Origin of the sequence: Campylobacter sp. CFSAN093224 (genome assembly GCF_012897395.1) — a bacterium.
Lineage (GTDB): Bacteria > Campylobacterota > Campylobacteria > Campylobacterales > Campylobacteraceae > Campylobacter_D > Campylobacter_D jejuni.
Genome location: NZ_CP040607.1, coordinates 1,101,935 through 1,126,634, shown reverse-complemented (window position 1 = coordinate 1,126,634; position 24,700 = coordinate 1,101,935). Strand labels below are relative to the sequence as shown.

Annotated in this window: 27 protein-coding genes and 1 pseudogene; 25 read left to right on the top strand and 3 right to left on the bottom strand. The window is 31.2% G+C overall.

Annotated elements, in window-relative coordinates; genetic code table 11:
* The first annotated feature begins 52 nt into the window (after positions 1–52).
* The 17 genes and pseudogenes from cetC to argS all read left to right on the top strand — a co-directional run bounded on the left by cetC (position 53) and on the right by argS (position 17,602).
* On the top strand, positions 53–547 hold the full coding sequence (cetC, locus tag FBF11_RS05820; protein ID WP_002859273.1) for an energy taxis response protein CetC: 495 nt from the start codon (positions 53–55) through the stop codon (positions 545–547).
* A 119-nt stretch (positions 548–666) separates the two neighbouring features.
* Positions 667–2,048, top strand: a pseudogene (cetA, locus tag FBF11_RS05815) (bipartate energy taxis response protein CetA).
* A 17-nt stretch (positions 2,049–2,065) separates the two neighbouring features.
* A complete protein-coding gene (gene cetB / locus FBF11_RS05810; protein ID WP_002777340.1) occupies positions 2,066–2,563 on the top strand; it encodes a bipartate energy taxis response protein CetB in 498 nt (165 codons plus the stop codon).
* 87 nt (positions 2,564–2,650) lie between these two features.
* A complete protein-coding gene (gene mnmG, locus FBF11_RS05805; RefSeq protein WP_002868578.1) occupies positions 2,651–4,510 on the top strand; it encodes a tRNA uridine-5-carboxymethylaminomethyl(34) synthesis enzyme MnmG in 1,860 nt (619 codons plus the stop codon).
* Positions 4,511–5,797 carry an arsenic transporter gene (locus FBF11_RS05800; protein ID WP_002868579.1) on the top strand — a complete coding sequence of 429 codons (1,287 nt, stop codon included), beginning with the start codon at positions 4,511–4,513 and terminating at the stop codon, positions 5,795–5,797.
* Positions 5,798–5,887: 90 nt separating this feature from the next.
* Positions 5,888–6,391: a ubiquinol-cytochrome c reductase iron-sulfur subunit gene (petA, locus tag FBF11_RS05795; protein ID WP_002852880.1), complete on the top strand. Its 504-nt coding sequence runs from the start codon at positions 5,888–5,890 to the stop codon at positions 6,389–6,391.
* A 1-nt stretch (position 6,392) separates the two neighbouring features.
* Complete coding sequence (locus FBF11_RS05790) at positions 6,393–7,643, top strand: cytochrome bc complex cytochrome b subunit (RefSeq protein ID WP_002865731.1); 1,251 nt, start codon at positions 6,393–6,395, stop codon at positions 7,641–7,643.
* Complete coding sequence (locus FBF11_RS05785; protein WP_002852693.1) at positions 7,640–8,764, top strand: cytochrome c1; 1,125 nt, start codon at positions 7,640–7,642, stop codon at positions 8,762–8,764. The genes FBF11_RS05790 and FBF11_RS05785 overlap by 4 nt, the downstream gene beginning before the upstream one ends.
* 127 nt (positions 8,765–8,891) lie before the next feature.
* Entirely contained in the window at positions 8,892–10,055 is a 1,164-nt protein-coding gene (locus FBF11_RS05780; RefSeq protein ID WP_002852655.1) for a cyclopropane-fatty-acyl-phospholipid synthase family protein, read from the top strand.
* A 115-nt stretch (positions 10,056–10,170) separates the two neighbouring features.
* On the top strand, positions 10,171–10,962 hold the full coding sequence (gene rpsB / locus FBF11_RS05775; protein ID WP_002853455.1) for a 30S ribosomal protein S2: 792 nt from the start codon (positions 10,171–10,173) through the stop codon (positions 10,960–10,962).
* Entirely contained in the window at positions 10,962–12,035 is a 1,074-nt protein-coding gene (gene tsf, locus FBF11_RS05770) for a translation elongation factor Ts (protein WP_002868580.1), read from the top strand. Before rpsB ends, tsf begins: the two co-directional genes overlap by 1 nt.
* Before the next feature lie 12 nt (positions 12,036–12,047).
* Positions 12,048–12,683, top strand: a complete 636-nt coding sequence (locus tag FBF11_RS05765; protein WP_002868581.1) for an ABC transporter ATP-binding protein — start codon at positions 12,048–12,050, stop codon at positions 12,681–12,683.
* Complete coding sequence (gene fliR / locus FBF11_RS05760) at positions 12,670–13,437, top strand: flagellar biosynthetic protein FliR (protein ID WP_002868582.1); 768 nt, start codon at positions 12,670–12,672, stop codon at positions 13,435–13,437. The genes FBF11_RS05765 and fliR overlap by 14 nt, the downstream gene beginning before the upstream one ends.
* 56 nt (positions 13,438–13,493) lie before the next feature.
* Positions 13,494–15,137 (top strand): hypothetical protein, encoded by a 1,644-nt coding sequence (locus FBF11_RS05755; protein WP_057096885.1) that lies wholly within the window; start codon positions 13,494–13,496, stop codon positions 15,135–15,137.
* On the top strand, positions 15,134–15,757 hold the full coding sequence (gene gmk / locus FBF11_RS05750) for a guanylate kinase (protein WP_002860253.1): 624 nt from the start codon (positions 15,134–15,136) through the stop codon (positions 15,755–15,757). The genes FBF11_RS05755 and gmk overlap by 4 nt, the downstream gene beginning before the upstream one ends.
* A 1-nt stretch (position 15,758) precedes the next feature.
* Positions 15,759–15,998: a twin-arginine translocase TatA/TatE family subunit gene (locus FBF11_RS05745; protein WP_002852866.1), complete on the top strand. Its 240-nt coding sequence runs from the start codon at positions 15,759–15,761 to the stop codon at positions 15,996–15,998.
* A gap of 11 nt (positions 15,999–16,009) precedes the next feature.
* Complete coding sequence (gene argS, locus FBF11_RS05740; RefSeq protein ID WP_057096886.1) at positions 16,010–17,602, top strand: arginine--tRNA ligase; 1,593 nt, start codon at positions 16,010–16,012, stop codon at positions 17,600–17,602.
* Positions 17,603–17,619: 17 nt separating this feature from the next.
* Here the strand turns inward: argS and FBF11_RS05735 are convergent, their stop codons facing one another.
* Positions 17,620–17,928: a multidrug efflux SMR transporter gene (locus tag FBF11_RS05735; RefSeq protein WP_002777309.1), complete on the bottom strand. Its 309-nt coding sequence runs from the start codon at positions 17,926–17,928 to the stop codon at positions 17,620–17,622.
* Positions 17,928–18,269 carry a multidrug efflux SMR transporter gene (locus FBF11_RS05730; RefSeq protein WP_002852742.1) on the bottom strand — a complete coding sequence of 114 codons (342 nt, stop codon included), beginning with the start codon at positions 18,267–18,269 and terminating at the stop codon, positions 17,928–17,930. Before FBF11_RS05730 ends, FBF11_RS05735 begins: the two co-directional genes overlap by 1 nt.
* Before the next feature lie 108 nt (positions 18,270–18,377).
* Here FBF11_RS05730 and FBF11_RS05725 point away from each other — a divergent pair, with 108 nt between their 5' ends.
* The 5 genes from FBF11_RS05725 to FBF11_RS05705 all read left to right on the top strand — a co-directional run bounded on the left by FBF11_RS05725 (position 18,378) and on the right by FBF11_RS05705 (position 22,089).
* Positions 18,378–19,085: a YebC/PmpR family DNA-binding transcriptional regulator gene (locus FBF11_RS05725; RefSeq protein WP_002780603.1), complete on the top strand. Its 708-nt coding sequence runs from the start codon at positions 18,378–18,380 to the stop codon at positions 19,083–19,085.
* 9 nt (positions 19,086–19,094) lie between these two features.
* Complete coding sequence (locus FBF11_RS05720; RefSeq protein ID WP_002868585.1) at positions 19,095–19,577, top strand: peptidylprolyl isomerase; 483 nt, start codon at positions 19,095–19,097, stop codon at positions 19,575–19,577.
* Positions 19,578–19,740: 163 nt separating this feature from the next.
* Positions 19,741–21,168, top strand: a complete 1,428-nt coding sequence (omp50, locus tag FBF11_RS05715; protein WP_002868586.1) for an outer membrane tyrosine kinase — start codon at positions 19,741–19,743, stop codon at positions 21,166–21,168.
* Positions 21,169–21,178: 10 nt separating this feature from the next.
* Positions 21,179–21,406, top strand: coding sequence for a hypothetical protein (locus FBF11_RS05710; RefSeq protein ID WP_002822505.1), 228 nt, complete (start codon positions 21,179–21,181; stop codon positions 21,404–21,406).
* An 80-nt stretch (positions 21,407–21,486) separates the two neighbouring features.
* The gene (locus FBF11_RS05705; protein WP_002822507.1) at positions 21,487–22,089 is read left to right on the top strand and encodes a DedA family protein; all 603 of its coding nucleotides are present in this window, start codon (positions 21,487–21,489) and stop codon (positions 22,087–22,089) included.
* On the opposite strand, the gene FBF11_RS05700 is transcribed toward FBF11_RS05705, so the two are convergent.
* Complete coding sequence (locus FBF11_RS05700) at positions 22,086–23,012, bottom strand: L-lactate dehydrogenase (protein ID WP_002868587.1); 927 nt, start codon at positions 23,010–23,012, stop codon at positions 22,086–22,088. The genes FBF11_RS05705 and FBF11_RS05700 overlap by 4 nt on opposite strands.
* A 66-nt stretch (positions 23,013–23,078) precedes the next feature.
* Here FBF11_RS05700 and FBF11_RS05695 point away from each other — a divergent pair, with 66 nt between their 5' ends.
* The 3 genes from FBF11_RS05695 to FBF11_RS05685 all read left to right on the top strand — a co-directional run bounded on the left by FBF11_RS05695 (position 23,079) and on the right by FBF11_RS05685 (position 24,679).
* Entirely contained in the window at positions 23,079–23,855 is a 777-nt protein-coding gene (locus FBF11_RS05695; RefSeq protein ID WP_002868588.1) for a threonine/serine exporter ThrE family protein, read from the top strand.
* Positions 23,852–24,346, top strand: a complete 495-nt coding sequence (locus tag FBF11_RS05690) for a threonine/serine exporter family protein (RefSeq protein WP_002853757.1) — start codon at positions 23,852–23,854, stop codon at positions 24,344–24,346. Before FBF11_RS05695 ends, FBF11_RS05690 begins: the two co-directional genes overlap by 4 nt.
* A 69-nt stretch (positions 24,347–24,415) precedes the next feature.
* A complete protein-coding gene (locus FBF11_RS05685) occupies positions 24,416–24,679 on the top strand; it encodes a zf-TFIIB domain-containing protein (RefSeq protein WP_002831611.1) in 264 nt (87 codons plus the stop codon).
* Positions 24,680–24,700: the final 21 nt, after the last annotated feature.

Here is a 24,700-nt window from a genome sequence, read left to right as displayed (position 1 = left end):
TTGGTAATAATTCTATTTTTGATTTATTTGTTTTATTGGGATGTTTTAAATTATGAAAGAAATAGTTTTGTCTGAAAATGCTTTAATTACTTCTAAAACAGATCTTAAGGGGAATATCATTTATGCCAATAATGACTTTTTAAAATACGCAGGTTATAAAGTCGATGAGCTTTTATATAAATCTCATAATATAGTAAGACATGAAGATATGCCACGCACTGTATTTAAATGTCTTTGGGATTATATTCAAAAAGGAGATGAAATTTTTGCATTTGTGAAAAATAAATCCAAAGATGGTAATTTTTACTGGGTTTTTGCAAATGTAAGTGCTTCATTTGATGCTAATGGAGATATCGTCAATTATTATTCTGTTCGTCGTGCACCCAATAGAAAATCTCTTTCTATAATTGAAGAAGTTTATAAAATTTTACTTGAAAAAGAGCAAAAATCAGGCATTAATGCTGGAGTTTCAGCTTTAATGGATATTGTAAGTTCTTATAAAATGACTTATAATGAACTTATTTTTAACTTACAAGAAAATAACTAAATAAGATATATTTAATCTTTTTTATTGTATAATTTTCGCCTAAAAATTAAAGTAATATATTATTAAAGTATTGTTTTGATTTATGATTTCAAAAAATTTTCAATAAAAGGGGTAAATTTATGGTGAAAAATGGATTATTATCAACTATTTTTCTAAGTGTTATCGGTGTTTTAGGTGTCATTTTTATTCATATTTTTGTTGGAGCGATAATTTTTGTTTTAATCGCTGTTTTAATGATTTATTTGCTTAGACAACACAAAGATGAGCAAATAATGATAGATAAACTTTTGGTTCTTTGTAGAGAGTTAAAAGAAGGAAATTTTGACAATAGAATTATCTATGTAAAAACAAAAAGCAAAAAATTAGCCGAAATAGCAGATAATCTTAACAATACTATTGATGGGCTAGAAGCTTACTTAAGGGAAATTAATACTTCTATTTCTTGTTCTCAAAAAGGTGAATTTTATCGCAAGGCTTTGCCTGAAGGTTTAAAAGGAATTTTTGCTCATAATATCGAATTTATAAATAAAGCTTTAGCAAACATAGAAGTGACAGCAAGATCTACTTTTAAAAATGCTTTATCAAGAACTTTAATGGATTTAAGCCTTGGAAATCAAAATAAAGACATGTCTCAAATTTCTAGCTCATTAAATCAAGATATTAGCATGATGAAAAATGTATATGATACAGTGGATGCGCCATTTCTCATACAGCTACAGAAAATGGCTCAGAAGTGGATTCTTTACAAAGTGCTATGGGTTCTTTAATGGATGTTGTAAATTCGAGCAAGGAGACAGTACAAACTTTTGTGGCTAATTCACAAAATATCACTTCAGTGGTTGAAGTAATACGTGATATAGCCGATCAAACCAATCTTCTAGCTTTAAATGCTGCTATTGAAGCTGCGCGTGCAGGAGAGCATGGTAGGGGCTTTGCGGTTGTGGCTGATGAAGTTAGAAAGTTAGCAGAAAGAACTCAAAGATCTACAAGCGAAATTTCTATTGCAATTCAGACTATGCAACAAGATTTTGTAAATATCCAAAGTGGCAGTGAGCAAGTTTTTAACATTGTTAGTGAATCTGAAGAAAGAATTAATAAATTTTCTCAAGCTTTTAAACGTCTAGAAGAAAATAGTAGTGCTCTTGGTGTTAATTTTGGATCCTTTGCAAAGAGATTGATTTTGTCTGTGGTTAAAATCGATCATATTCTTTATAAATCAAATATATATTTAAATTTAAATGGGGCTCAAAATTTCAATCTTGAAAGTGTAGATCCAATTTCTAATCTTTGTCAAGATGAGAGAGCTCAAGGTGTTATTAATGAGCTTAGTTCTGAAACTGAGTTAAAATTAGCTAAAGAATTTATAAAAGATAACGCTAAAAAAGCAATAGAAGAATCAAGTCAAGATTATATCGATCAAAAAGCTTATGATGCGATTGTAAATGATATTAAATCACTAGAGCAAAGAAGTGCTGAAATCTTAGCAAAATTAAAAATATAAATTAAGAGGGTGGGAAAATGTCAAGAGAAATTTTTTTACAAGAAGATAGTTTAATTACTTCTAAAACAGATTTAAAAGGTAAAATAGTTTATGCAAATGATGATTTTTTAAAGTATGCAGGTTATACCATGGGTGAAGTTTTAAATAAACCTCATAACATAGTAAGACATGAAGAGATGCCAAAAACTGTTTTTAAATATTTATGGGATTATATGAAAGAAGGCAAAGAAATTTTTGCTTACGTAAAAAATAAAACCAAAGATAACAATTACTATTGGGTTTTTGCAAATGTAACCCCATCAATAGATGTTAATAATAATATCATAGGCTATTATTCCGTTCGTCGTATGCCAAATAAAAGCGCTATTTCTACAATAGAAAGTCTTTATAGCGATCTTTTAAGAGCAGAACAGCAACAAGGCTTAAATAAGGGTGTTGAGATGCTTAAAAATTTCTGCAAAGATGCAGATAAAACTTATAATGAGCTAATCTTTTCTCTTCAAGAAGCTAAATAAATTTTTGTTAGACTTAAAACGAGTTTGTTTTAAGTCTAAATATTATATAATCTTTCTTTTAAAAATTCACATTTTTCAAGGCAAAATATGTTTGATGTCATTGTTATAGGTGGTGGACATGCAGGTGTTGAAGCAAGTGCTGCTGCTGCTAGAATGGGTAAAAAAACCTTACTTTTAACTACATTGATTGAGCAAATAGGAGCGGCAAGTTGTAATCCAGCCATAGGTGGACTTGCTAAAGGGCATTTGGTAAAAGAACTTGATGCCATGGGTGGTCTTATGGGTGAAATCACCGATGAAGCAGGGATACAATTTCGCATTTTAAATGAAAGTAAGGGTGTAGCCGTTCAAGGAAGTAGGGCACAAATTGATATGGATAAATACCGTATCATTACACGTAATAAACTTTTAAAACTTCCAAATTTAGAAATTTCTCAAGAACAAGCGAGTGTTTTAATCGTAGAAAATGATGAAGTTAAAGGCGTAAAAACAAATTTAGAAAATATATATTTTGCCAAAAAAGTGATACTTACAACAGGAACTTTTTTAAATGGACTTATTCACGTAGGTGAAAACAAACTTCAAGCAGGAAGGGTAGGGGAGCTTGCTTCGGTAAATTTAGGAAATTATCTGCAAACTTTGGGTTTAAAAATGGGACGTTTAAAAACAGGAACTTGCCCAAGAGTGGATGCAAAAAGCATTGATTTTAGCGTGCTTGAAATTCAAGATGGTGATGTAAATCCTAAAGCTTTTAGTTTTCGTTCAAGAAATTTCAATCCTACTCAACTTCCTTGTTATATCGCACGCACTAATACAACTACACATGAGATTATTAAGAATAATTTTTATCGTGCCCCGCTTTTTACAGGACAGATTGAAGGTGTGGGGCCAAGGTATTGTCCTTCTATAGAAGATAAGATCAATCGTTTTAGCGACAAAGAAAGCCATCATCTTTTTATAGAGCCTCAAACTATCGATGCGACGGAGTATTATATCAACGGTTTTTCTACTTCTTTGCCTTATGAGGTACAAATTCAAATGCTGCGTTCTGTAAAGGGTTTTGAAAATGCTAAAATAACCCGTTTTGGTTATGCTATAGAATATGACTATATAGAGCCAACTGAACTTAAGCATACTTTAGAACTTAAAAAGATTAAAAATCTTTATTGTGCAGGACAGATTAATGGAACTACAGGTTATGAAGAGGCTGCAGCACAAGGCTTTATGGCGGGAATCAATGCAAGCTTAAGCATAGATATGAAAGAGCCTTTGATTTTAAGGCGTGATGAAGCTTATATAGGAGTTTTAATCGATGATTTGGTAGTAAAAGGCACAAAAGAACCTTATAGAATGTTTACTTCAAGAGCGGAATTTAGACTGCTTTTAAGGGAAGAAAATGCTATACTTAGACTTGGAAAATATGGCTATGATTTAGGGCTTTTAAGCGAGCAAGATTTTACTTATATACAAAATATTGCAAACAATCTTCAAAAAGGACTTGAATTTTTACTTTCTAAAGAATTTACGCCTAATAACCAAAATAATGCTTTTTTAGAGAGTTTAGGAGAAGATAAAATTTCTTCTATAGTCAATCTTCAAAAAATTGTTGCAAGAGCAAGTTTTGATATAGAAAAATTAAAAAAACTTGACCCTATATTTGAAATCATGGATAATTATTCTTTAAGAGAAATTTTAAATGAGGCAAAGTATTATCATTACATTAGTATGCAAAAAGCTCAAGTAGAAAAAATGAAAAATCTTAGTGAGCTTAAAATTCCTGAAAATTTTGATTTTAAAAGTGTAAGTGGTTTGAGTAATGAGGTTGTAGAAAAACTTAATCATCATAAACCTCCAACCATTTTTGCTGCAAGTCAAATCAGTGGAATCACTCCTGCAGCGTTGGATATTTTGCAAATTTATATCAAAATGCAAAAGAAAAAAGCTTAAATGCTTGCTTTTTTTATTTTTTTATCTACTTTAGTTTTACTTTTTTGGCGTCCATGGAATTTACCTATTTGGGTATTTTCTAGCTTGGGGGCTTTTTTTGTTTTTATTTTTCAATTGGTAGATTTTAAAGATGCTTGTTTTATTTTTTCTTTGGTTTGGGATAGTTCTTTAACTTTGGTTGGGTTGATTATCCTTTCTTTTAGCTTGGAAGCTTTGGGATTTTTTGATTTTATTGCGAGTAAAATTTTGTATTTTTCTAGAGAGAAAAATCAAGAAAAAATTTATATCAGTACAAAAAAAATGATGTTATTTTTGTTGATTTTTGTATTTTTTCTTTCTGCATTTTTTGCTAACGATGGAGCGATTTTAATCATTACACCTATTATTATAGCTTTATTTTCAACTCTTAAAGATTGTAAAAATCATGCTTTTATTTTAAGTTCTTTTTTACTTAGCCTTTCTTTTTTATGTGATGCAAGTTCAAACGCTTTGGTTATTTCAAATTTAACCAATATCATCACAGCAAATTATTTTAAGATAGAATTTTTAGAATTTGCTAAAAATATGTTTTTGCCAAATTTTTTTGTTTTGCTTTCTACTATAGTTACGGTTTTTGTGCTTTATGTGAGAGTTTTACCTAAAAGGCTTGAATTTAAATTAATCAAAAAAGAGCAAATTTCATTGAAATTGTTTTTTCTTTGCATAGTATTTTTATTTCTTTTTGTTATCAGTTTTTTTATAGGTGAAATTTTTAATATTAAAATAAGTTTTTTTGCTTTGCTTTGGGCGGGAATTTTTTGGCTTATTATTTTAAAAATTCAAGGTAAAAAAAGTATTAAAATTCTTTTTGAAGCACCTTATGGAGTTTTGCTTTTTAGTTTTGGGCTTTATATGGTGGTTTTTGCTTTACATAAAATAGGTGTGAGTGAAATTTTGGTTAAAAGCTATGCTTTTTTGATGCAAGATAAGAGTGGAATTTTTGGTGTGGCCTTGATTTCAGCTTTTGGATCTTCTGTGTTTAATAATTTGCCTATGGTTTTAATCGGAGATTTGGCATTAAAAGAATATTTTGAGAATTTTTCTTTTGATTCTTTGATGATTTATGCACATCTTTTAGGTGTAAATATAGGTCCAAAACTTACGCCAATAGGTTCTTTAGCAACTTTGCTTTGGCTTGGAGTTTTGGCTAGAAAAGGCATTAATATTTCTTTTTGGCAATATTGTAAATTTGGCTTTTTGATAACTTTACCTGTGCTTGTTTTTTCTCTTTTTGCTCTTATTGTCTAAATATCAAAACTTGTTAAACAAAGAAAAAATTTATTTTAATTTCGATAAACTTTTAACTTGGTTAAAAAATAAAATCGAAAGGAGCAAGTTATGGCTACATCTGAGAGTAGACGAAGCTTTATGGGCTTTGCATTTGGAAGCGTAGCTGCTGTAGGCGGTGTTTTCTCACTTGTTGCGATGAAAAAAACTTGGGATCCGCTTCCAAGTGTTAAAGCTGCAGGTTTTACTACAGTAGATTTATCAGGAATGCAAGATGGGGAGCTTAGAACTATAGAATGGCGTAAAAAGCCTATTTTTATATTAAAAAAAGATGCGAGTATGCCAAAAGATGAAAAACGTGATGTTGTGGTAGATAACGCAGCTTATACTGTGGTTATAGGACTTTGTACGCATTTGGGTTGTATACCTGCTTACCAACCAAGTGAGCAATTGTTTAAATGCGCCTGTCATGGTGGAGAATTTGACACAAGTGGAAAAAATGTCTTTGGACCTCCTCCAAAGCCTCTTGAAATTCCTCCTTTTAAAATTGATGGAACCAAGCTTGTTTTAGGTGAAGAGGGTCCTGAATATAAAAAAATGATAGCGGAGGCTTAAGATGGCACAAATTAGAAAAGCTAATGGTCTTGTAGATTGGCTTGATCAAAGACTTGCGGTACATAAACTGCTTGATGTTTTAATGGTAAAGTATTGGATACCAAAGCAAATTAACTTTCTTTGGGCAATGGGGGTTATTTTAACCACTCTTTTTGCAGTGCTTTTTGTTACAGGACTTTTACTTGTGATGTATTATAAACCAGATACTGCACTTGCTTTTGATAGTGTGAATAAGACTATTATGCAAGAGGTGGACTATGGATGGCTTTGGCGTCACATGCATGGTGTTGCCGCTTCTGTTGTATTTTTGATTATATACATACATATGCTAACAGGAATTTATTACGGTTCTTATAAAAAAGGTCGTGAGATGATTTGGGTTAGCGGTATGCTTTTGTTTGTTGTATTTTCTGCTGAAGCTTTTAGTGGGTATATGCTTCCTTGGGGACAAATGAGTTATTGGGCAGCTCAAGTAATCACTAATCTTTTTGGAGGGATACCATTTATTGGCCCTGAGCTTGTGATTTGGATTCGTGGAGATTATGCGGTTTCTGATCCAACTTTAACAAGATTTTTTATGCTTCATGTGTGCTTGCTTCCTATAGTTATCATTGCTATTATAGCATTTCACTTCTATTCTTTAAGAATTCCTCATGTTAATAATGAAATTTCTGAAGAACTTGACTTTGATTTAGAGGCTGAGAAATATATGGCAGGTGACACAAAGGGTTCTAAAGTGATTCCTTTTTGGCCAGGATTTTTATCAAAAGATTTTATGTATATAAGCTTTTTTATGATTTTCTTCTTTTATTTGGTCTGTTTTAAATTTGAATTTGCAATGGATCCAATTAATTTTGATCCAGCTAATGCGCTTAAAACACCAGCTCATATTTATCCTGAGTGGTATTTCTTATGGAGTTATGAAGTTTTAAGAGGATTTTTCTTTGATATTGCAAGTATTAAAGCTTTTGATATAGGTTTGGCTGCATTTGGTATTGCTCAAGTGATTTTCTTCTTGCTTCCTTGGCTTGATAGAAGTGATGTGGTAAAACCAGCTCATGAAAGACCTTTATTTTTCATTTGGTTTTGGATATTGCTTATCGATTTAATTGTTTTAACAGTTTATGGAAAATTACCTCCAACAGGTGTAAATGCTTGGGTAGGATTTTACGCTTCTATAGTATTTTTACTTTTACTTATTGTAGTTTTACCGGTTATTACTATTATGGAGAGAAAAGGAGCTAAACAATGAGAGAAATAAAAATATTTTTAGTTGTAGTAGTTTTTACTGCACTTGTATATTGGGGGGTAGAGCCTTATGCTCATTCAGTGATGAAGCCTCATGTTGCTCCTGCAAATTTTGATTTTGCTGTTGAAGATACTACTTTTGCAAAAGGTATAGTTGAAGCTAAAGAATTAGCTCTAAAAGATGCACAAGCTTCAGGAGATGCTAAAAGAATAGAGAGTGCAAACAAAGAACTTGAAAAAGCAAAAGAAGAATTAAGCAAGGTTGAAACACTTTGGGCAGATGTTGCAAAGATCGATTTTGCTAAGGGTGATGCAAAAAAAGGTAAAGAATTTTTTGAAAATAACTGTTTTGCATGTCATGGTGTAAAAGAAGATGGAATAGCAGCTAATATTACTGATTCTTCTATGGGAGTAATACCGCCTGATCTCAGTGCAGCTGGTGCTATTTTTGATGAAAAATTTTTAGCAGCTTTGATTATGCATCCTGCGCTTGCTTTAAAAGTAGATCATAAATTTGGTGATGCTTTTATTATGACAGCTTACAATAAAGATACTTCAGGAGAAAGTGAAGAAGCTACAAATGCAAATATAGCCAATGTAATTGCTTATCTTAAAGATGTGAGTGTTAAATTTGAAGCCAATGAAGATGCTACTATTAAGAAAGATGTTGAGGCAAAATATGCTAAAATGGAAAATAGTGCTCAAAAAGCAGCTTTAATGGAAAAAGATATAAAATTTGCTAAAGATAAAGCAACTTTTATTGAGGCTTGCGGACGTTGTCATGATATGAAATACGATAGCTTTTTTACTCCATCAAATCAAAATGATTTAAAAACTTATTTAGGTTCTGTTCCACCTGATCTTTCTATGATGATAAGATCTCGTGGTGAGCAATATTTACATGATTTTATTAATAATACTCAAAAACTTCTTCCAGGAACCGCTATGCCAAGAGTAGGTTTAACAGAAGCTGCACAGGCTAAGGTTGTATCTTATATTGATCAAGTGGGTGATAGCAAAAAAGAAGAAAGAAAAACTACAGGAATTTATGTAATGATATTCTTTGTAATTTTAAGTATTTTTGCTATAGGTTGGAAGCGTTCTGTTTGGTCTAAATTACATTAGTATTATAAAATTTTTGCCACTATTTTATATCTGTGGCAAAAATTCTATCTTTTCTTCAATTTTATCAAATTTTAAACATAATTAAGAGATACTATCAAATAATAATTTTTATTAGTTGGAGTATGTCATGCTTGAAAAACAAATGATTAAATTTATTCTTTCAAAATGGAATTATGGAAATTTTAGAATTGTATTTTGGGATCAAGAAGAATTTCATGTGGGTAATCAGCCTGCTAAATTTTCTTTAATTTTCAAAGAAAAAATACCTTTTTTAAAATTATTTAGTGATACGAGTTTAGTTTTTGCAAAACATTATATGGAGTCTAAACTAGAAATAGAAGGTGATTATGATGAAATAGCTAAAGTTTTGTATTATTTTTCAAATAAGCGTTTTTTAAAAAATACAGAGGATATCTTGAGTAAAATAGCCCAAAAACAGGAAAGTAAAAATATCAAAAGTCATTATGATATAGGTAATGATTTTTATAAGCTTTGGCTTGATGATACTATGAGCTATTCTTGCGCTTATTTTAAAGAGCCTAATAATACTCTTTATGAAGCTCAAATTAACAAAATAGAACATACTCTTAAAAAACTTGATTTAAAAGAAGGAGAAAAGCTTTTAGATATAGGTTGTGGCTGGGGTTGGCTTTCTATTATGGCGGCTCAAAAGTATGGAGTTAAGGTTGTTGGAATTACTATTTCAGAGGAGCAGTGTAAAAAAGCTAAGGAAAGAGTAAAAGAACTTGGTCTTGAAGATAAAATAGAAATAAGACTTCAAAATTATCAAGATTTAGAATTTGAAAATTATTTTGATAAAGTTGTTTCTGTGGGTATGTTTGAACATGTAGGCAAAGAGAATTTAGGACTTTATTTCATGAAAGTAAAACAAGTGTTAAAACCTGGAGGTTCTATGCTTTTACATTCTATTTTAGCCATGTTTGAAGGAAAAACAAATGCTTGGATAGATAAATATATTTTTCCAGGAGGATATTTACCTTCTTTAAGAGAGGTTGTAAGTGCTATGAGTGAGTGGGATTTTCATCTTCTTTTAGCAGAAAGTTTAAGAATGCACTATGCAAAAACTTTAGATTTATGGGATGAAAATTTTAACAAAGTATTGGACAAGGTAAGGGAAAAATATGATGAAGAATTTATAAGAATGTGGGATTTATACCTTCGTTCTTGTGCCTCTGCTTTTCGTGTTGGAAGCGTGGATTTGTTTCAATTTTTAATCACAAAAGAAATCAATAATAATCTAAGCCTTACCAAGGACTACATATATAAGTAAAAACTAAACTTAAATTTGATAAAATATTAGCTTCATTTCACACGCATCAATCCTTTTTAGCTTGTGTAAATTAAGGGATGTGGAGGAATAAAGCTAAATTTACAAGGAGAAACTCATGGTTAGTATGAGAGATTTATTAGAATGCGGTGTGCATTTTGGACACCAAACAAGACGCTGGAATCCAAAGATGAAAAAATTCATTTTTGGCGAGAGAAAAGGTATTTATGTAATTGATTTACAAAAAACTTTAAGATATTTTAGATATACCTATAATATCGTTCGTGACGCTGCTGCCGAAGGAAAAACTATACTTTTTGTCGGGACAAAAAAACAAGCAGGTGGAGCGATTAAAGAATACGCTGAAAAATGCGGTATGCCTTATGTAAATCATAGATGGCTTGGCGGTATGATGACAAATTTTGGTACCATTCGCCAATCAATTAGAAAATTAGAAGTAATTGAAAAAATGGAAGAAGATGGAAGTATTAAACTTTTAACTAAAAAAGAAGCTTTAATGCTTACAAGAAAAAAAGAAAAATTATTAGCTTATTTAGGTGGAATTCGTTATATGAAAACTCAACCTGATATGATTTTTGTTATTGACACAGTAAAAGAAAAAATTGCTGTTCAAGAAGCAAATAGATTAAGAATTCCTGTTGTAGCTCCACTAGATACAAACTGTGATCCTGACTTGGTAACTTATCCTATTCCAGGAAATGATGATGCAATTCGTTCAGTGCAACTTTTCTGCCAAGAAATGGCTGAAGCGATTAATGAAGGAAAAGCTTTAAGAGAACAAGATGGCGAAGCTTTAGCAAATGAAGAAAAAGAAATCACCGATGAAGAGAAAAAAGAAGTTTTAGATGAAGCGATGAGCGAAGAAGACTTCGGTGAGGAGCAAGAATAATGGCTGAAATTACTGCTGCAATGGTAAAAGAACTCCGCGAAAGTACAGGCGCGGGGATGATGGATTGTAAAAATGCTTTGAGTGAAACTAATGGAGATTTTGATAAAGCAGTACAACTTTTAAGAGAAAAAGGTTTAGGTAAGGCTGCTAAAAAAGCAGATAGACTTGCTGCAGAAGGTTTAGTAAGTGTAAAAGTAAGTGATGATTTTACAAGCGCAACTGTAAGTGAGATTAATTCCGAAACAGATTTTGTGGCAAAAAATGATCAGTTTATCGCTTTAACAAAAGATACTACAGCTCATATTCAAAGCAATAGCTTGCAAAGTGTGGAAGAGCTTCACTCAAGTACGATTAATGGTGTAAAATTTGAAGAATATTTAAAAAGTCAAATTGCAACTATAGGAGAAAACCTAGTTGTAAGAAGATTTGCAACTTTAAAAGCAGGTGCTAACGGCGTTGTAAATGGTTATATCCATACAAATGGCCGTGTGGGCGTTGTGATCGCTGCAGCTTGTGATAGCACTGAAGTGGCTTCAAAATCAAGAGATTTGTTAAGACAAATTTGTATGCATATTGCAGCAATGAGACCAAGTTATTTAAGTTATGAAGATTTGGATATGACTTTTGTTGAAAATGAATACAAAGCTTTGGTTGCTGAACTTGAAAAAGAAAATGAAGAAAGACGCAGACTGAAAGATCCAAATAAACCTGAACATAAAATTCCTCAATTTGCAAGTCGCAAACAATTAAGTGATGCAATTTTAAAAGAAGCTGAAGAAAAAATCAAAGAAGAACTTAAAGCTCAAGGTAAACCTGAAAAAATTTGGGATAATATCATTCCAGGTAAAATGAATAGCTTTATAGCCGATAATTCTCAACTCGATAGCAAACTTACTTTAATGGGTCAGTTTTATGTAATGGATGATAAAAAAACTGTAGAACAAGTAATTGCTGAAAAAGAAAAAGAATTTGGCGGAAAAATTAAAATTGTTGAATTTATTTGCTTTGAAGTTGGCGAAGGTTTAGAAAAGAAAACTGAAGATTTTGCGGCTGAAGTTGCTGCACAACTTTAAAAACGGTTAAAAATGGAACTCTTAAGAGCGGAAAATTTAAGCCATAGTTTTGATTATCCGCTTTTTGAGGGTTTAAATCTTACTTTAAATACCAAAGATTGCATTGCTATTCAAGGGAGTAGCGGTTGTGGTAAATCTACTCTTTTGCATATACTTTCTTCTTTATTGATTCCAAAAAAAGGTGAAGTTTTTTTTAAAGGTTCTAGTCTTTATCAGATAGATGAAAACGAAAGATTAAAAATTCGCCGTTATGATTTTGGTATTATTTTTCAGACACATTATCTTTTTAAAGGTTTTTCGGCTTTAGAAAATATCGAACTTGCTAGTGTTTTATCGGGTCAAGATTTAGATGAGAAAATTTTAAAAAGGTTAGGTATTGATACGCTTTTACATCAAAAAATAGGAAAGCTTAGCGGCGGACAACAACAGCGTGTGAGTATCGCACGTGTGCTTTGTAAAAAACCAAAGATTATTTTTGCTGATGAAGCAACTGGAAATTTGGATTTTGATAATGCTAAAAATGTTATCGAACTTTTAATTTCTTATGTTAAAGAAAATGATGCGGCTTTATTTTTTGTAACTCACGATAGTAAGCTCGCAAGTTTTTGTGATAAAATTTATACTATAAACGTTAATGGAATTTGTTAATTATTTAGGCGATAAAAATGTTGTAACTTTTATGTTGCTTCTTGCTAGAATGAGTGGTCTTATAGTTTTTTTTCCTTTTTTTTCACATAATTCTATTCCTATGATAATAAAAAGTACTATAGTTTTATTTTTGACTATGTATTTATATCCTTTGGCTAGATTAGAATCTTTGCATTTAGATAGTTTTTTTGTTTTACAGCTTATTAGTGAAGTGATTTTTGGAATGATGGCAGGATTAATGCTTCAAATTATTTTTGCTATTATTATGATGGCAGGTGAGCAGATTGCTTTTACTATGGGATTTACTATGGCAAGTATATTAGATCCAAGTTCTGGAACGAGTATGCCTATTACGGCACAAATTTTAAATTTACTTGCTTTGATGTTTTTTCTTGCTTTTGATGGCCATCATTTAATGCTTTTGTTTTTAAGTCATTCTTTGGGTTATATTAGTTTAGGTGGATTTTATCCGCATGAGAATTTAATGCATTATTTAAATATGGGTATGTTTAATATTTTCATCATAGGTTTTACTATGAGCTTTCCTATACTTGGAATTTCACTTTTAGCCGATGTTATTTTTGGACTTTTGATGAAAACAATGCCACAATTTAATCTTTTAGTTATTGGCTATCCTATAAAGATAGCTCTAGGTTTTGTAGTTTTAATTGCTATTTTACTAGTTATGATGCAATATTTTAAAAATTTAATTTTAGAACTTTTTACTCATATGCAAACTCTTTTTTTCTCCTAAGGAAAGGATAAATGAAATTATCGTAAAATAGCGATTATTTTTTAAGGATTAAAGTGATGAAAATTTTACTTTTAAATGAAAACCCTGTAGTTTCAAGACTTGTAAGCCTTAGTGCTAAAAAAATGTCTTATGATTTTGAAGAACTTAATGCTTATAGTGAAAATTTGGGTAATTATGATGTGATTGTTGTAGATAGTGATACTCCAGCACCTTTAAAAATTCTTAAAGAAAAATGCGATAGATTGATTTTTTTAGCCCCGCGAAATCAAAATGTAGAAGATATAGATGCGCAAATTTTACAAAAACCTTTTTTACCTACAGATTTTTTAAATTTACTTAATAATAAAGATGCGAACAAGCATACATCTATTGATTTGCCAATGTTAAGCAATGATGAAAATCCTTATGCTGATATAAGCTTGGATTTAGATAATTTAAATTTAGATGATTTGCCTGATGAAAATTCTTTAGATATAAATTCAGAGGGAATGGAAGATTTGAGTTTTGATGATGATGCTCAAGATGATAATGCAAACAAAACTTTAGAAACTCAAAATTTAGAACATGACAATTTAGAACAAGAAACAATTAAAGAACAGACTCAAGAAGACACTCAAACTGATTTAGATTTAACTTTAGAAGATGGCGAAAGTGAAAAAGAAGACTTAAGCCAAGAACATACAGCTTTGGATACTGAGCCTAGTTTAGATGAGCTAGATGATAAAAATGATGAAGATTTAGAAATCAAAGAAGATGATAAAAATGAAGAAATAGAAAAGCAAGAATTATTAGACGATTCTAAAACAAATACATTAGAAATGCAAGAAGAGCTTAGCGAATCTCAAGATGATAATTCAAACAAAACTTTAGAAACTCAAAATTTAGAACATGACAATTTAGAACAAGAAACAATTAAAGAACAGACTCAAGAAGACACTCAAATTGATTTAGATTTAACTTTAGAAGATGGCGAAAGTGAAAAAGAAGACTTAAGCCAAGAACATACAGTTTTGGATACTGAGCCTAGTTTAGATGAGCTAGATGATAAAAATGATGAAGATTTAGAAGATAATAAAGAATTACAAGCTAATATAAGCGATTTTGATGATCTTCCTGAGGTTGAAGAGCAAGAAAAAGAAATGGATTTTGATGATCTTCCTGAGGATGCTGAATTTTTAGGTCAAGCAAAATATAATGAAGAATCAGAGGAAAATTTAGAGGAGTTTGCTCCTGTTGTGGAAGAAGATGTTCAAGATGAAATAGATGATTTTGCTTCAAATTTGAGTACTCAAGATCAAATCAAAGAAGAACTAGCTCAACTTGATGAGCTTGATTATGGTATTGATAGTGACAATAGTAGCAAGGTCTTAGAAGATTTTAAAGATGAACCAATTTTAGACGATAAAGAATTAGGAACAAATGAAGAGGAAGTGGTTGTGCCAAATTTAAATATAAGTGATTTTGATACATTGAAAGAAAGTGATATACAAGAAGCTCTTGGAGAGGAAATCTTAGAAAAAAATGAAGAGCCTATAGTAAGTGATGTGACTAAAGATGATAATAGCGAAGAGATAGTTAATGAGCTTAGCCAAAGCATAGCAGGAGCGATCACTTCAAGTATTAAAGATGATACCTTAAAAGCTGCTCTTAAGGGTATGAATATGAATATAAATATAAACATTAGTTTTAAAGAGGATTGAAATTGCAAGGTTTTGTTTTGTTGATTTCAGGTCCTAGTGGTGCTGGAAAATCAACTCTTTTAAAAAAACTTTTTGATGAATTTGAAGATGAGCTTTATTTTTCTATTTCTTCAACAACTCGCAAACCAAGAGAGGGTGAAAAAAATGGAATACATTATCATTTTATATCCCATGAAGAATTTCAAAAAGGTATAGATAGTGATCATTTTTTAGAATGGGCTAGAGTGCATGAAAATTTTTATGGTACTTCTTTAAAGCACACTCAAAATGCTTTAGATAATGGAAAAATAGTTGTTTTTGATATTGATGTGCAAGGATTTAAAATAGCCAGAAAAAAAATGGCTGATAAGATTGTTTCTGTTTTTATTACTACAAAAAATAAAGATGAGTTAAAAAAAAGACTTATTAAGCGAAATACTGATACAATAATACAACTAGAAAAAAGATTACAAAACGCTAGTGATGAGATGAAAGAGCTTAGCGAGTATGATTATCTTATCATTAACGATGAGTTAAAGCAAAGTTATGAAGCATTGCGAGCGATTTTAATCGCCCATAAATTTAGAACCAAAGGGCAGAATCTAGGGCAAATTCAAAATATTTGGAATGAAGGAGAATAAAATGGGTGGTTGGTCAAGTCCAAGTCATTGGTTGATTATTTTATTGATTGTTGTATTGCTTTTTGGAGCAAAAAAAATTCCAGAACTTGCAAAGGGTTTAGGTAAAGGTATTAAAACTTTTAAAGATGAAATGAATAATGATGATGAAGTAGCAAAAAATACTCAAAAAATAGAAGAAAATAAAAACACAACTAATAATACAAATGCTGATGCAAGTATAGACGAAACAAAAAAAGCTTAAGGTTTAGTCTTTTGAAAAGTATTATTTTTAATGTAATTAAAAAGATTTTAGAGTGTGATTTTGCACTTGAAAATCCAAAGGATAAAAATTTAGCACATTTTGCTACCCCTTTGGCTTTTTCACTGGCTAAGGAATTAAAAAAATCCCCTATGTTGATCGCTAGCGACTTAGCGAGCAAATTTCAAAATCATGATTGTTTTGAATCAGTTGAAGCTGTAAATGGGTATTTAAATTTTAGAATTTCCAAAACTTTTTTAAATGAACTTGCAAATCAGGCTTTAACAAATCCAAATGATTTTACTAAAGGAGAAAAAAAACAAGAAAGTTTTTTGCTTGAATATGTGAGTGCAAATCCTACTGGGCCTTTACACATAGGACATGCAAGAGGCGCTGTTTTTGGAGACACCTTAACAAGACTTGCAAGACATTTGGGCTATAAATTTAATACAGAATACTATGTCAATGATGCGGGTAATCAAATTTATTTACTAGGGCTTTCTATTTTACTAAGTGTGAAAGAAAGTATACTTCATGAAAATGTTGAATATCCAGAGCAATATTACAAAGGCGAGTATATAGCGGATTTAGCAAAAGAAGCTTTTGAAAAATTTGGTAAAGAATTTTTTAGCGAAGAAAATATCCCTAGTTTGGCTGATTGGGCAAAAGATAAAATGCTTGTTTTGATTAAACAAAATTTAGAACAAGCAAAGATTAAAATTGACAGCTATGTAAGCGAAAGATCGTATTATGATGCTTTAAATGCAACTTTAGAATCTTTAAAAGAGCATAAAGGAATTTACGAGCAAGAAGGTAAAATTTGGCTTGCTTCTTCGCAAAAAGGCGATGAAAAAGATAGGGTAATTATCCGTGAAGATGGACGCGGGACTTATTTGGCAGCAGATATTGTTTATCATAAAGATAAAATGAGTCGTGGTTATGGAAAGTGTATTAATATTTGGGGAGCAGATCATCATGGTTATATCCCTAGAATGAAAGCTGCGATGGAATTTTTGGGATTTGACTCTAATAATCTTGAGATTATTTTAGCACAAATGGTTTCCCTACTTAAAGATGGAGAACCTTATAAAATGAGTAAAAGAGCAGGAAATTTTATCTTGATGAGCGATGTGGTTGATGAGATAGGAAGTGATGCTTTGCGTTATATCTTTTTGAGCAAAAAATGCGATACGCATTTGGAATTTGATATCAGTGATTTGCAAAAAGAAGATAGTTCTAATCCTGTGTATTATATCAACTATGCACACGCTAGAATTCATCAAGTGTTTGCTAAAGCTGGTAAAAAAATCGATGATGTAATGAAAGCTGATTTACAAAGTTTAAATCAAGATGGCGTAAATTTGCTTTTTGAAGCTTTGAATTTAAAGGCTGTTTTAAACGATGCTTTTGAGGCTAGAGCTTTGCAAAAAATTCCTGATTATCTTAAAAATTTAGCTGCAAATTTTCATAAATTCTACAATGAAAATAAAGTTGTAGGCTCTGCAAATGAAAATGATTTGCTTAAATTATTTTCTTTGGTTGCTCTTAGTATTAAAACCGCATTTTCTTTAATGGGCATTGAAGCGAAAAACAAAATGGAACATTAAAACCGCATTTTGCTGTTTTAATAGTTTAGTAAAAATACTGCTATTATCACGATAATGATACCTAAAATTCCTATTTTGTTTAATTTTTCTTTATATAAAATCCATCCACCAAGACAAGTTCCTATGATGCCTATAGCACCCCAAGTTGAGTAAGCTATGCTTAAAGGAACATATTTTAAAGAAAAAGAAAGTAGAAAAAAAGCAAGTATAGCATTGACAATCGCAGCTAAGCCCCAAATTTTATTCTTAAAACCATCTGATTTTTTTAGCAATAAATTTGCTACGATATCTAACAATGCCGATAGAACAATAATAAAAATATACATTATTCTTTAACCTCGCCTATATTAATCATGATAATTCCAACGATAGAAAGAACAATGCCTAAAATTTGAGTTAAGGTTAAACTCTCTTTAAAAACTATAAAAGAAACTAAAAGTATAAGAATAATCCCTAAAAGTTCCCATACGGCATAGGCTATGCCTACTTGAATTTTTTTAATCGCCTTGCCCATAAAAAAATAAGAAAAAGCTATAAATAAAGCCATAAATATATAGCCTAAAATTTGATTTTCCATTTTTAAAAAACTAGTACCTAAAACTTCAAATACAATAGCAGCAATCAAGAAAAACCAAGCAATAAAAAGTTCTTTTTTTGCGATATTCAAAAAGCTTCTCCCTAAAAATAAATGGTAAAATCATACCATTTAAAGCTTTAATTAGCCTTTTTAGTTTATACTTTTAAGTTTAAAAATCTTTAAAGAAAGTGAGAATTTATGGGACGAGCGTTTGAATACCGAAGAGCTTCTAAAGAGGCTAGATGGGATAAAATGAGTAAGCTTTTTCCTAAGCTTGCTAAAGCCATACAAGTAGCTGCTAAAGAAGGTGGCACTGATCCTGATATGAATCCAAAATTAAGAAGTGCTATAGCCACAGCAAAAGCAAATAATATGCCAAAAGATAATATAGATGCGGCTATTAAGCGTGCAAGTGGAAAAGATAGCGCAGATATTAAAAACATTCATTATGAAGGAAAAGCTGCACATGGAGCTTTGGTTATAGTTGAATGTATGAGCGATAACCCTACGCGCACCGTGGCTAATGTTAAAGCCATTTTTAGCAAAAATGGTGGAGAAGTTTTACAAAATGGATCTTTAGGCTTTATGTTTACTAGAAAAGCGGTTTTTCATCTTGAAAAATTTGCAGGAGATTTAGAAGAATTAGAACTTGATTTGATCGATGCAGGGCTTGAAGAATTAGAACAAAATGAAGAAGAGTTAGTAATTAGCGGTGATTATACTGCCTTTGGTGAGCTAAGTTCTGCTATAGAAGCTAAGGGTTTAGTTCTTAAAAAAGCAGGGCTTGAGTATATACCAAACAATCCTGTAAGCTTTAGCGAAGAACAGCTTAGCGATATAGAAAAACTTTTAGATAAGTTAGAAGATGATGATGATGTTCAAGCTGTTTATACAAATATAGATTAAGGAGAAATAATGATAAAAACAATCGACACAAGCAAAGTAAACGAATATAAATTTGCTCTTATAGAAACTGAAAAAGGCACAATGAAACTAAAACTTTTTGGCGATGAGGCTCCACAAACGGTTTGTAATTTTGCTACTTTGGCTAATGAAGGATTTTATAAAGATTTAAATTTCCATCGTGTGATCCCAAATTTTGTCATACAAGGAGGTTGTCCACACGGCAATGGTATAGGTGGGCCTGGATATGAAATCATTTGCGAATGTGATGATCAAGAACATAAACATGAGCGTGGAACCTTATCTATGGCACACGCAGGACGCGATACGGGTGGCTCTCAATTTTTTATTTGTCACAGCCCTCAAGCTCATTTAGATGGAGTTCATACTGTTTTTGGGCAAATTGATCCAAAAGATGAAGAAAGTTTGGAGGTTTTAGACTCTATACGTCAAGGAGATAAAATTTTAGACATAAAAATTTGCAATAAAATTTAAAAATTTAAAATCTTAAAACTTTTTTGAAACTACAATATTTACAAAGCTAGTCATAAGTTTGACTAGCTAAAAATGATTAATGTATAATTTTTTTTTAAACTTTTTTTTCTATAATCACAATTTTAATTTACTAAATGTAACAAAATTACAAGGAGTTATGATTATGAAAACTAAGTTTTCACTTATTTTAAGTGCTTGTCTTCTTTCATCTTCACTTTTTGCTAAAAATACAGATGATGAGATAACCAAGCTTCAAAAACAGCTTGCACAAATTCAAGCTGAACTTGCAGAAATCAGAAAAGAAAGGGAAGCTCAAGCTAAGCAAAATGAAGCTGTAAAAGCTGAACTTGCCGATCTTAATGATAGAGCCGATGAAACAGAATTTCAAGCTGCTTTAAGTAAGGTTAAATTTGGTCTTGAATTCTCAACTGCTGTATCCAATACAAACTATAAAGTTAGCGGACAAGATTATAGCGCTAATAACAAATGGATGAATGAGCTTCATTTAAATATGAATGCTGATATTAATGATAAAACCAAATTCTATGGTCGTTTATCTATGGCTAAAAACTGGTCTCAAATGGGTTGGAGTGGAAGTCCACTTGACTTAGACGCAGGAAGAAACACAAGATCAAGCGGGCCTGTACTTTATGTAGATAGAGCTTATCTTGACTACTATATCACACCTGAGTGGATTGCAACCATAGGAAGACAGCCAGGAACCGATGGTCCAGGAAGTAATCTTAGAAACAATGCTTTAAGACAATCAACTTATCCAGCTTTAGCAATCAATGCTTTAGGTGATGCAGCAGTGATCACTTATAAACCTGAAAGTTTGCAAGATCATAAGGTAGCTATCCGTGCAGCTTATGGTAAAACTTATCAATGGGATGAAGAAAATGGTAAAGTAAGAGACTGGATGAGTGATCAAAAAGATGCTGATGCAAATCTTTACTATGCTGCAGTAGAAGGAGAGCTTCCTATAGAAGGTATGGGAGATAATCTTATTATCTTCAATGTGGCTCATATGACTGATTTTGCATTGCCTATTCCAGGATCTATGTCATTGGGTGATGATGATGAAGTTGTTAATTTAGGTAATCTTACTTTAGCTAATATTCATTTTGAAAATTACAAAGCTTTTGGAACAAATTTTAATTGGTTCGCATCTTTGGGATATTCTAATGGAAGCAATAATGAGATAAATCCATTATTAAGCACAGCTCTTCAAATTCAAAGTAAAGGTTATAGCAATGGTAAGTTCAATGAAAAAGACGGCTATGCTGTGCATGTAGGCGGACGCTATGATTTTACCAAGGCTTTAAAAGTAGGGTATGAGTTCTTCTGGGGAAGTAGATACTGGTATACTATGAGCCGTCCAAGTATCAACGATCCGCTTAATATAAGAATGACAAGAGGAACGGCACATGATTTTTATGTGATTTATCAACTTGATAGATATCAATTCTTACGCTTAAGCTATACTAATATCCAAAATATTTGGGGTAATCGTGGCTTACCATTTGGTGGAGCGAAAAAAGATAAAGCAAGAGCTGATAATATCATGTTAATGTATAATGTAAAATTCTAAGGAGCAAAAGATGAGAAAAATACTTTTTGCAAGTTTATTACCTATCATTGCTTTGGCTGATTGTGCAAGTTTGATGGCAAAATACGAAGCTCCAGAGCCAGAGTCAAAAACAATGAAACAAGTTGAACGCTGGATTAATAAAAAAGTTAGCGATCCAGCTGATGCTGCTGTTTTAAAAGAGTGTATGATCGCTCGTGCAGCGGACAATCCAAATCAAGTTTCAGTTGCAGGTAAATAAAAAAAGCGGTGTAAAACCGCTTTTTACTGTTTAATCTTTTAAGCTACAATTTTTTAAAATTTTCTTCAAATAAGGCTAATATGCAAGAAATCATTTCTTTTATTGTTGAGACGGCTAGTGCTTGGGGGTATTTGGGTATTATTATCTTAATGACCTTAGAGAGTTGTTTTATACCTTTTCCAAGTGAAGTTGTTATGATACCTGCTGGATATTTGGCACATAAAGGCGAACTTGATATCACTCTTTGTATACTTAGTGGGACTTTAGGTTCTGTTTTAGGGGCTTTGATTAATTACTATATTTGCTTTTTTTGGGGTAAAAATTTTGTATTAAAATGGGGTAAGTATTTTGGTATAAATGAAGTCAAATTTGCTAAATTCGAAGAATTTTTTAACAAACACGGGGAATTTTCAACCTTTACTTGTCGTCTTTTACCAGGAATTCGTCAGTACATCTCTATGCCCGCAGGTTTGGTAAAAATGAAACTTGTAAATTTTATACTTTTTACTGCACTTGGTAGTGCTATTTGGGTGGCTATACTTGTATTTTTGGGTTATTATATAGGACAAAATGAAGAGTTGATTAAAACTTATTTAACTCAAATTTTAATCATTATAATTGTTTTTGTGATTTTAGCAAGTTTAATTTATATTAAAATCAAAAAGCCTTTTAAAAAGGCTTAAATTTTATCTTTTACGCTTTGTATCGCGTTTTTGATTTGTTGTTTTGAATTTTCTAATTTTGTTTTTTCTTTTTCATTGAATTTTAATTCAAAAACCTTTTCTATACCATCTTTTCCTATGATAGCAGGCATTGAAAAAGCTATATCATCGAAAACCACACTTACAGGATGTAAACTTTTTCTATCTTCTAGGATGGCTTTGGCTAAATTTGCACAAGAAGTTCCTATGCCAAATTCTGTCCTTCCTTTGCGTTCATAGATGAAATATCCCTCGCTAATCACGGCTTTTTCGAGTTCTTGTATGTCTAAATCTTTGCCTAATTTTTGCTTGTAAAAATCTAATAAATTTTGTCCTAAAACGCTTGCATTAGAAAGTGCTGCAAACTGAGAATCTCCATGTTCACCAATCATACAAGCAAAAATATCTTTTGAATTTATGTTTAAATCTTTGGCTAAAAATTTCTTAAGTCTTGAACTATCTAAATTTGTTCCACTACCAAAAACATGATTTTTAGGTAATTGGCTTAATACTTGAGTGTAGTAAGTTATGGTGTCATTTGGATTTGTTGCGACAATGTATTTGCCTTTAAAATTAGCATTTTTTAAGGTTAAGACAATGTCTTTAAGTTCGAGGATATTGTTTTTAAGTTCTACTAAGCGACTAGGTAATTCTTTTAAGCTTTCTTTTCTAAAAGCTAAAATGATAATATCGCAAGAAGCTAAATTTTCTAAATTTGGCACATGAAAAATTTTTGTATAAGAAAAATGAATGGCTGACACATCTTCCAAATCTCTTGCATGAGCTAGAGCTAAATCTTGTTTTATATCATATAAGTAAAGTTCTGAACAAATTCCTTGAGTAACTATGCTATAAGCACTAGCAGCTCCTACATAACCTAAACCAACTATACCGATTTTTGCCATTTTTTTTCCTTATTTATTTTAAAATTTGCTATAATTATAACAAATTCAATCAAAGATTATTAAAATATGGAAAAACCTGATATACAAAGATTAACTAATTTTTTAATCGTATATACTAAAACTTTGCTAGGTGCTGGAACTTATACAGCTAGGGTGGCAAAATGCGTAGGAAGAATAGCTGAGGTTTATGGCTATGAGATAAATATCAATTTCTTTTTTCATCATATTACTTTAAATGTTGTAGATATGGATGATAACTCCATTCAAAGAACTTATGTTATACCCAATCATCATGCCCATATTAATTTTAAACTTATTTTTGATTTAAGTGCTTTAAGCTGGGCTATATATGATCACAAATACGATCTTGAAAAAGCAAAAGTCGTTTTTGAGCAAATTTCTCAACAAAAAAAGCATTCTTATTTGCTTAATCTTTTATTTGTTTCTATGGCAAATTCGGCTTTTTGTAGGCTTTTTGGTGGTGATTTTGGCGCTGGAAATTTAGTGTTTTTTGCAACTTTTGTGGGATTGTTGTTAAGATATATTTTAACTAAAGCAAAGATTGATTTAAGAATTCAATACATCCTTTGTTCTTTTGTCTCATCGTGGTTTGTATTTTTTGGACTGGATATGGGATATACCAATACTTCTGATGTGGCTTTGGGTTCTAGTATCTTGTATCTTATACCAGGGGTATTTTTTATAAATTCTGTGATTGATATATTAAAAGATCATATTTTAATGGGGCTTAGCCGTATTATCAGCGTGGCTATTTTGATTTGTTGTATAGCACTTGGAATTTACATGACACTTAGTATTTCGGATTTTGGGATTTTAAGATGATTGAATTTATTTTAAGAGATATGTTTTTTGCTGCTGTGGCGGGATTTGGCTTTGCTTATGCTTGCAATCCACCTTTAAAAACCCTTATTTTATCTGCTCTTTTAGCGGCAATTGCACATGGGCTTCGTTTTACCTTGGTGGAATATTTTCATTTTCAAACTTTAGCAATCGCAACTTTTGTTGCTTCATTTTGCATAGGATGTTTAGGAATTGCTTTAGCAAAAATCATCAAAACCCCTGCTGAAATTATCGCTTTTCCTGCTCTTATTCCTATGATACCTGGAATTTATGCTTATAAAGCGATTTTGTATCTTATTTCTTTTATACGCAGTGATGATTTGAAGGCTAAGTCTGAATTTTTGGTTCAATTTTTTGATTATTTTTTTACAACTGTTTCTGTGACTTTGGCTCTAGCTATAGGAGTGAGTGTTACTTTGCTTATATTTTTTGAACAAAGTTTTATGATGACTAGACATGCAAAAAAACATTAAAACTTGTTGTAAATTTGTTTAATATTTCTTTTTATAATTTTAAATCAAAAATTTAAAAAAAGGTATTGTATGTTATGTCCAGTTTGTAATGTAGATTTGGTTATGAGTGATAGGAGTGGAGTTGAGATTGATTATTGTCCAAAGTGTCGTGGCGTTTGGCTTGATCGTGGAGAGCTTGACAAAATCATAGAACGCAGTGTCCCTAATACAGCAAATTTTAACCAAGCTCCAAGACAAGAGTCAAGATATAATGACTCAGCTTATCATCAGCACAATGACTACTATAAAAAGAAAAAGAAAGAAAGTTGGCTAGGCGAGCTTTTTGACTTTTAATTTTTATAAAAATAACAAATA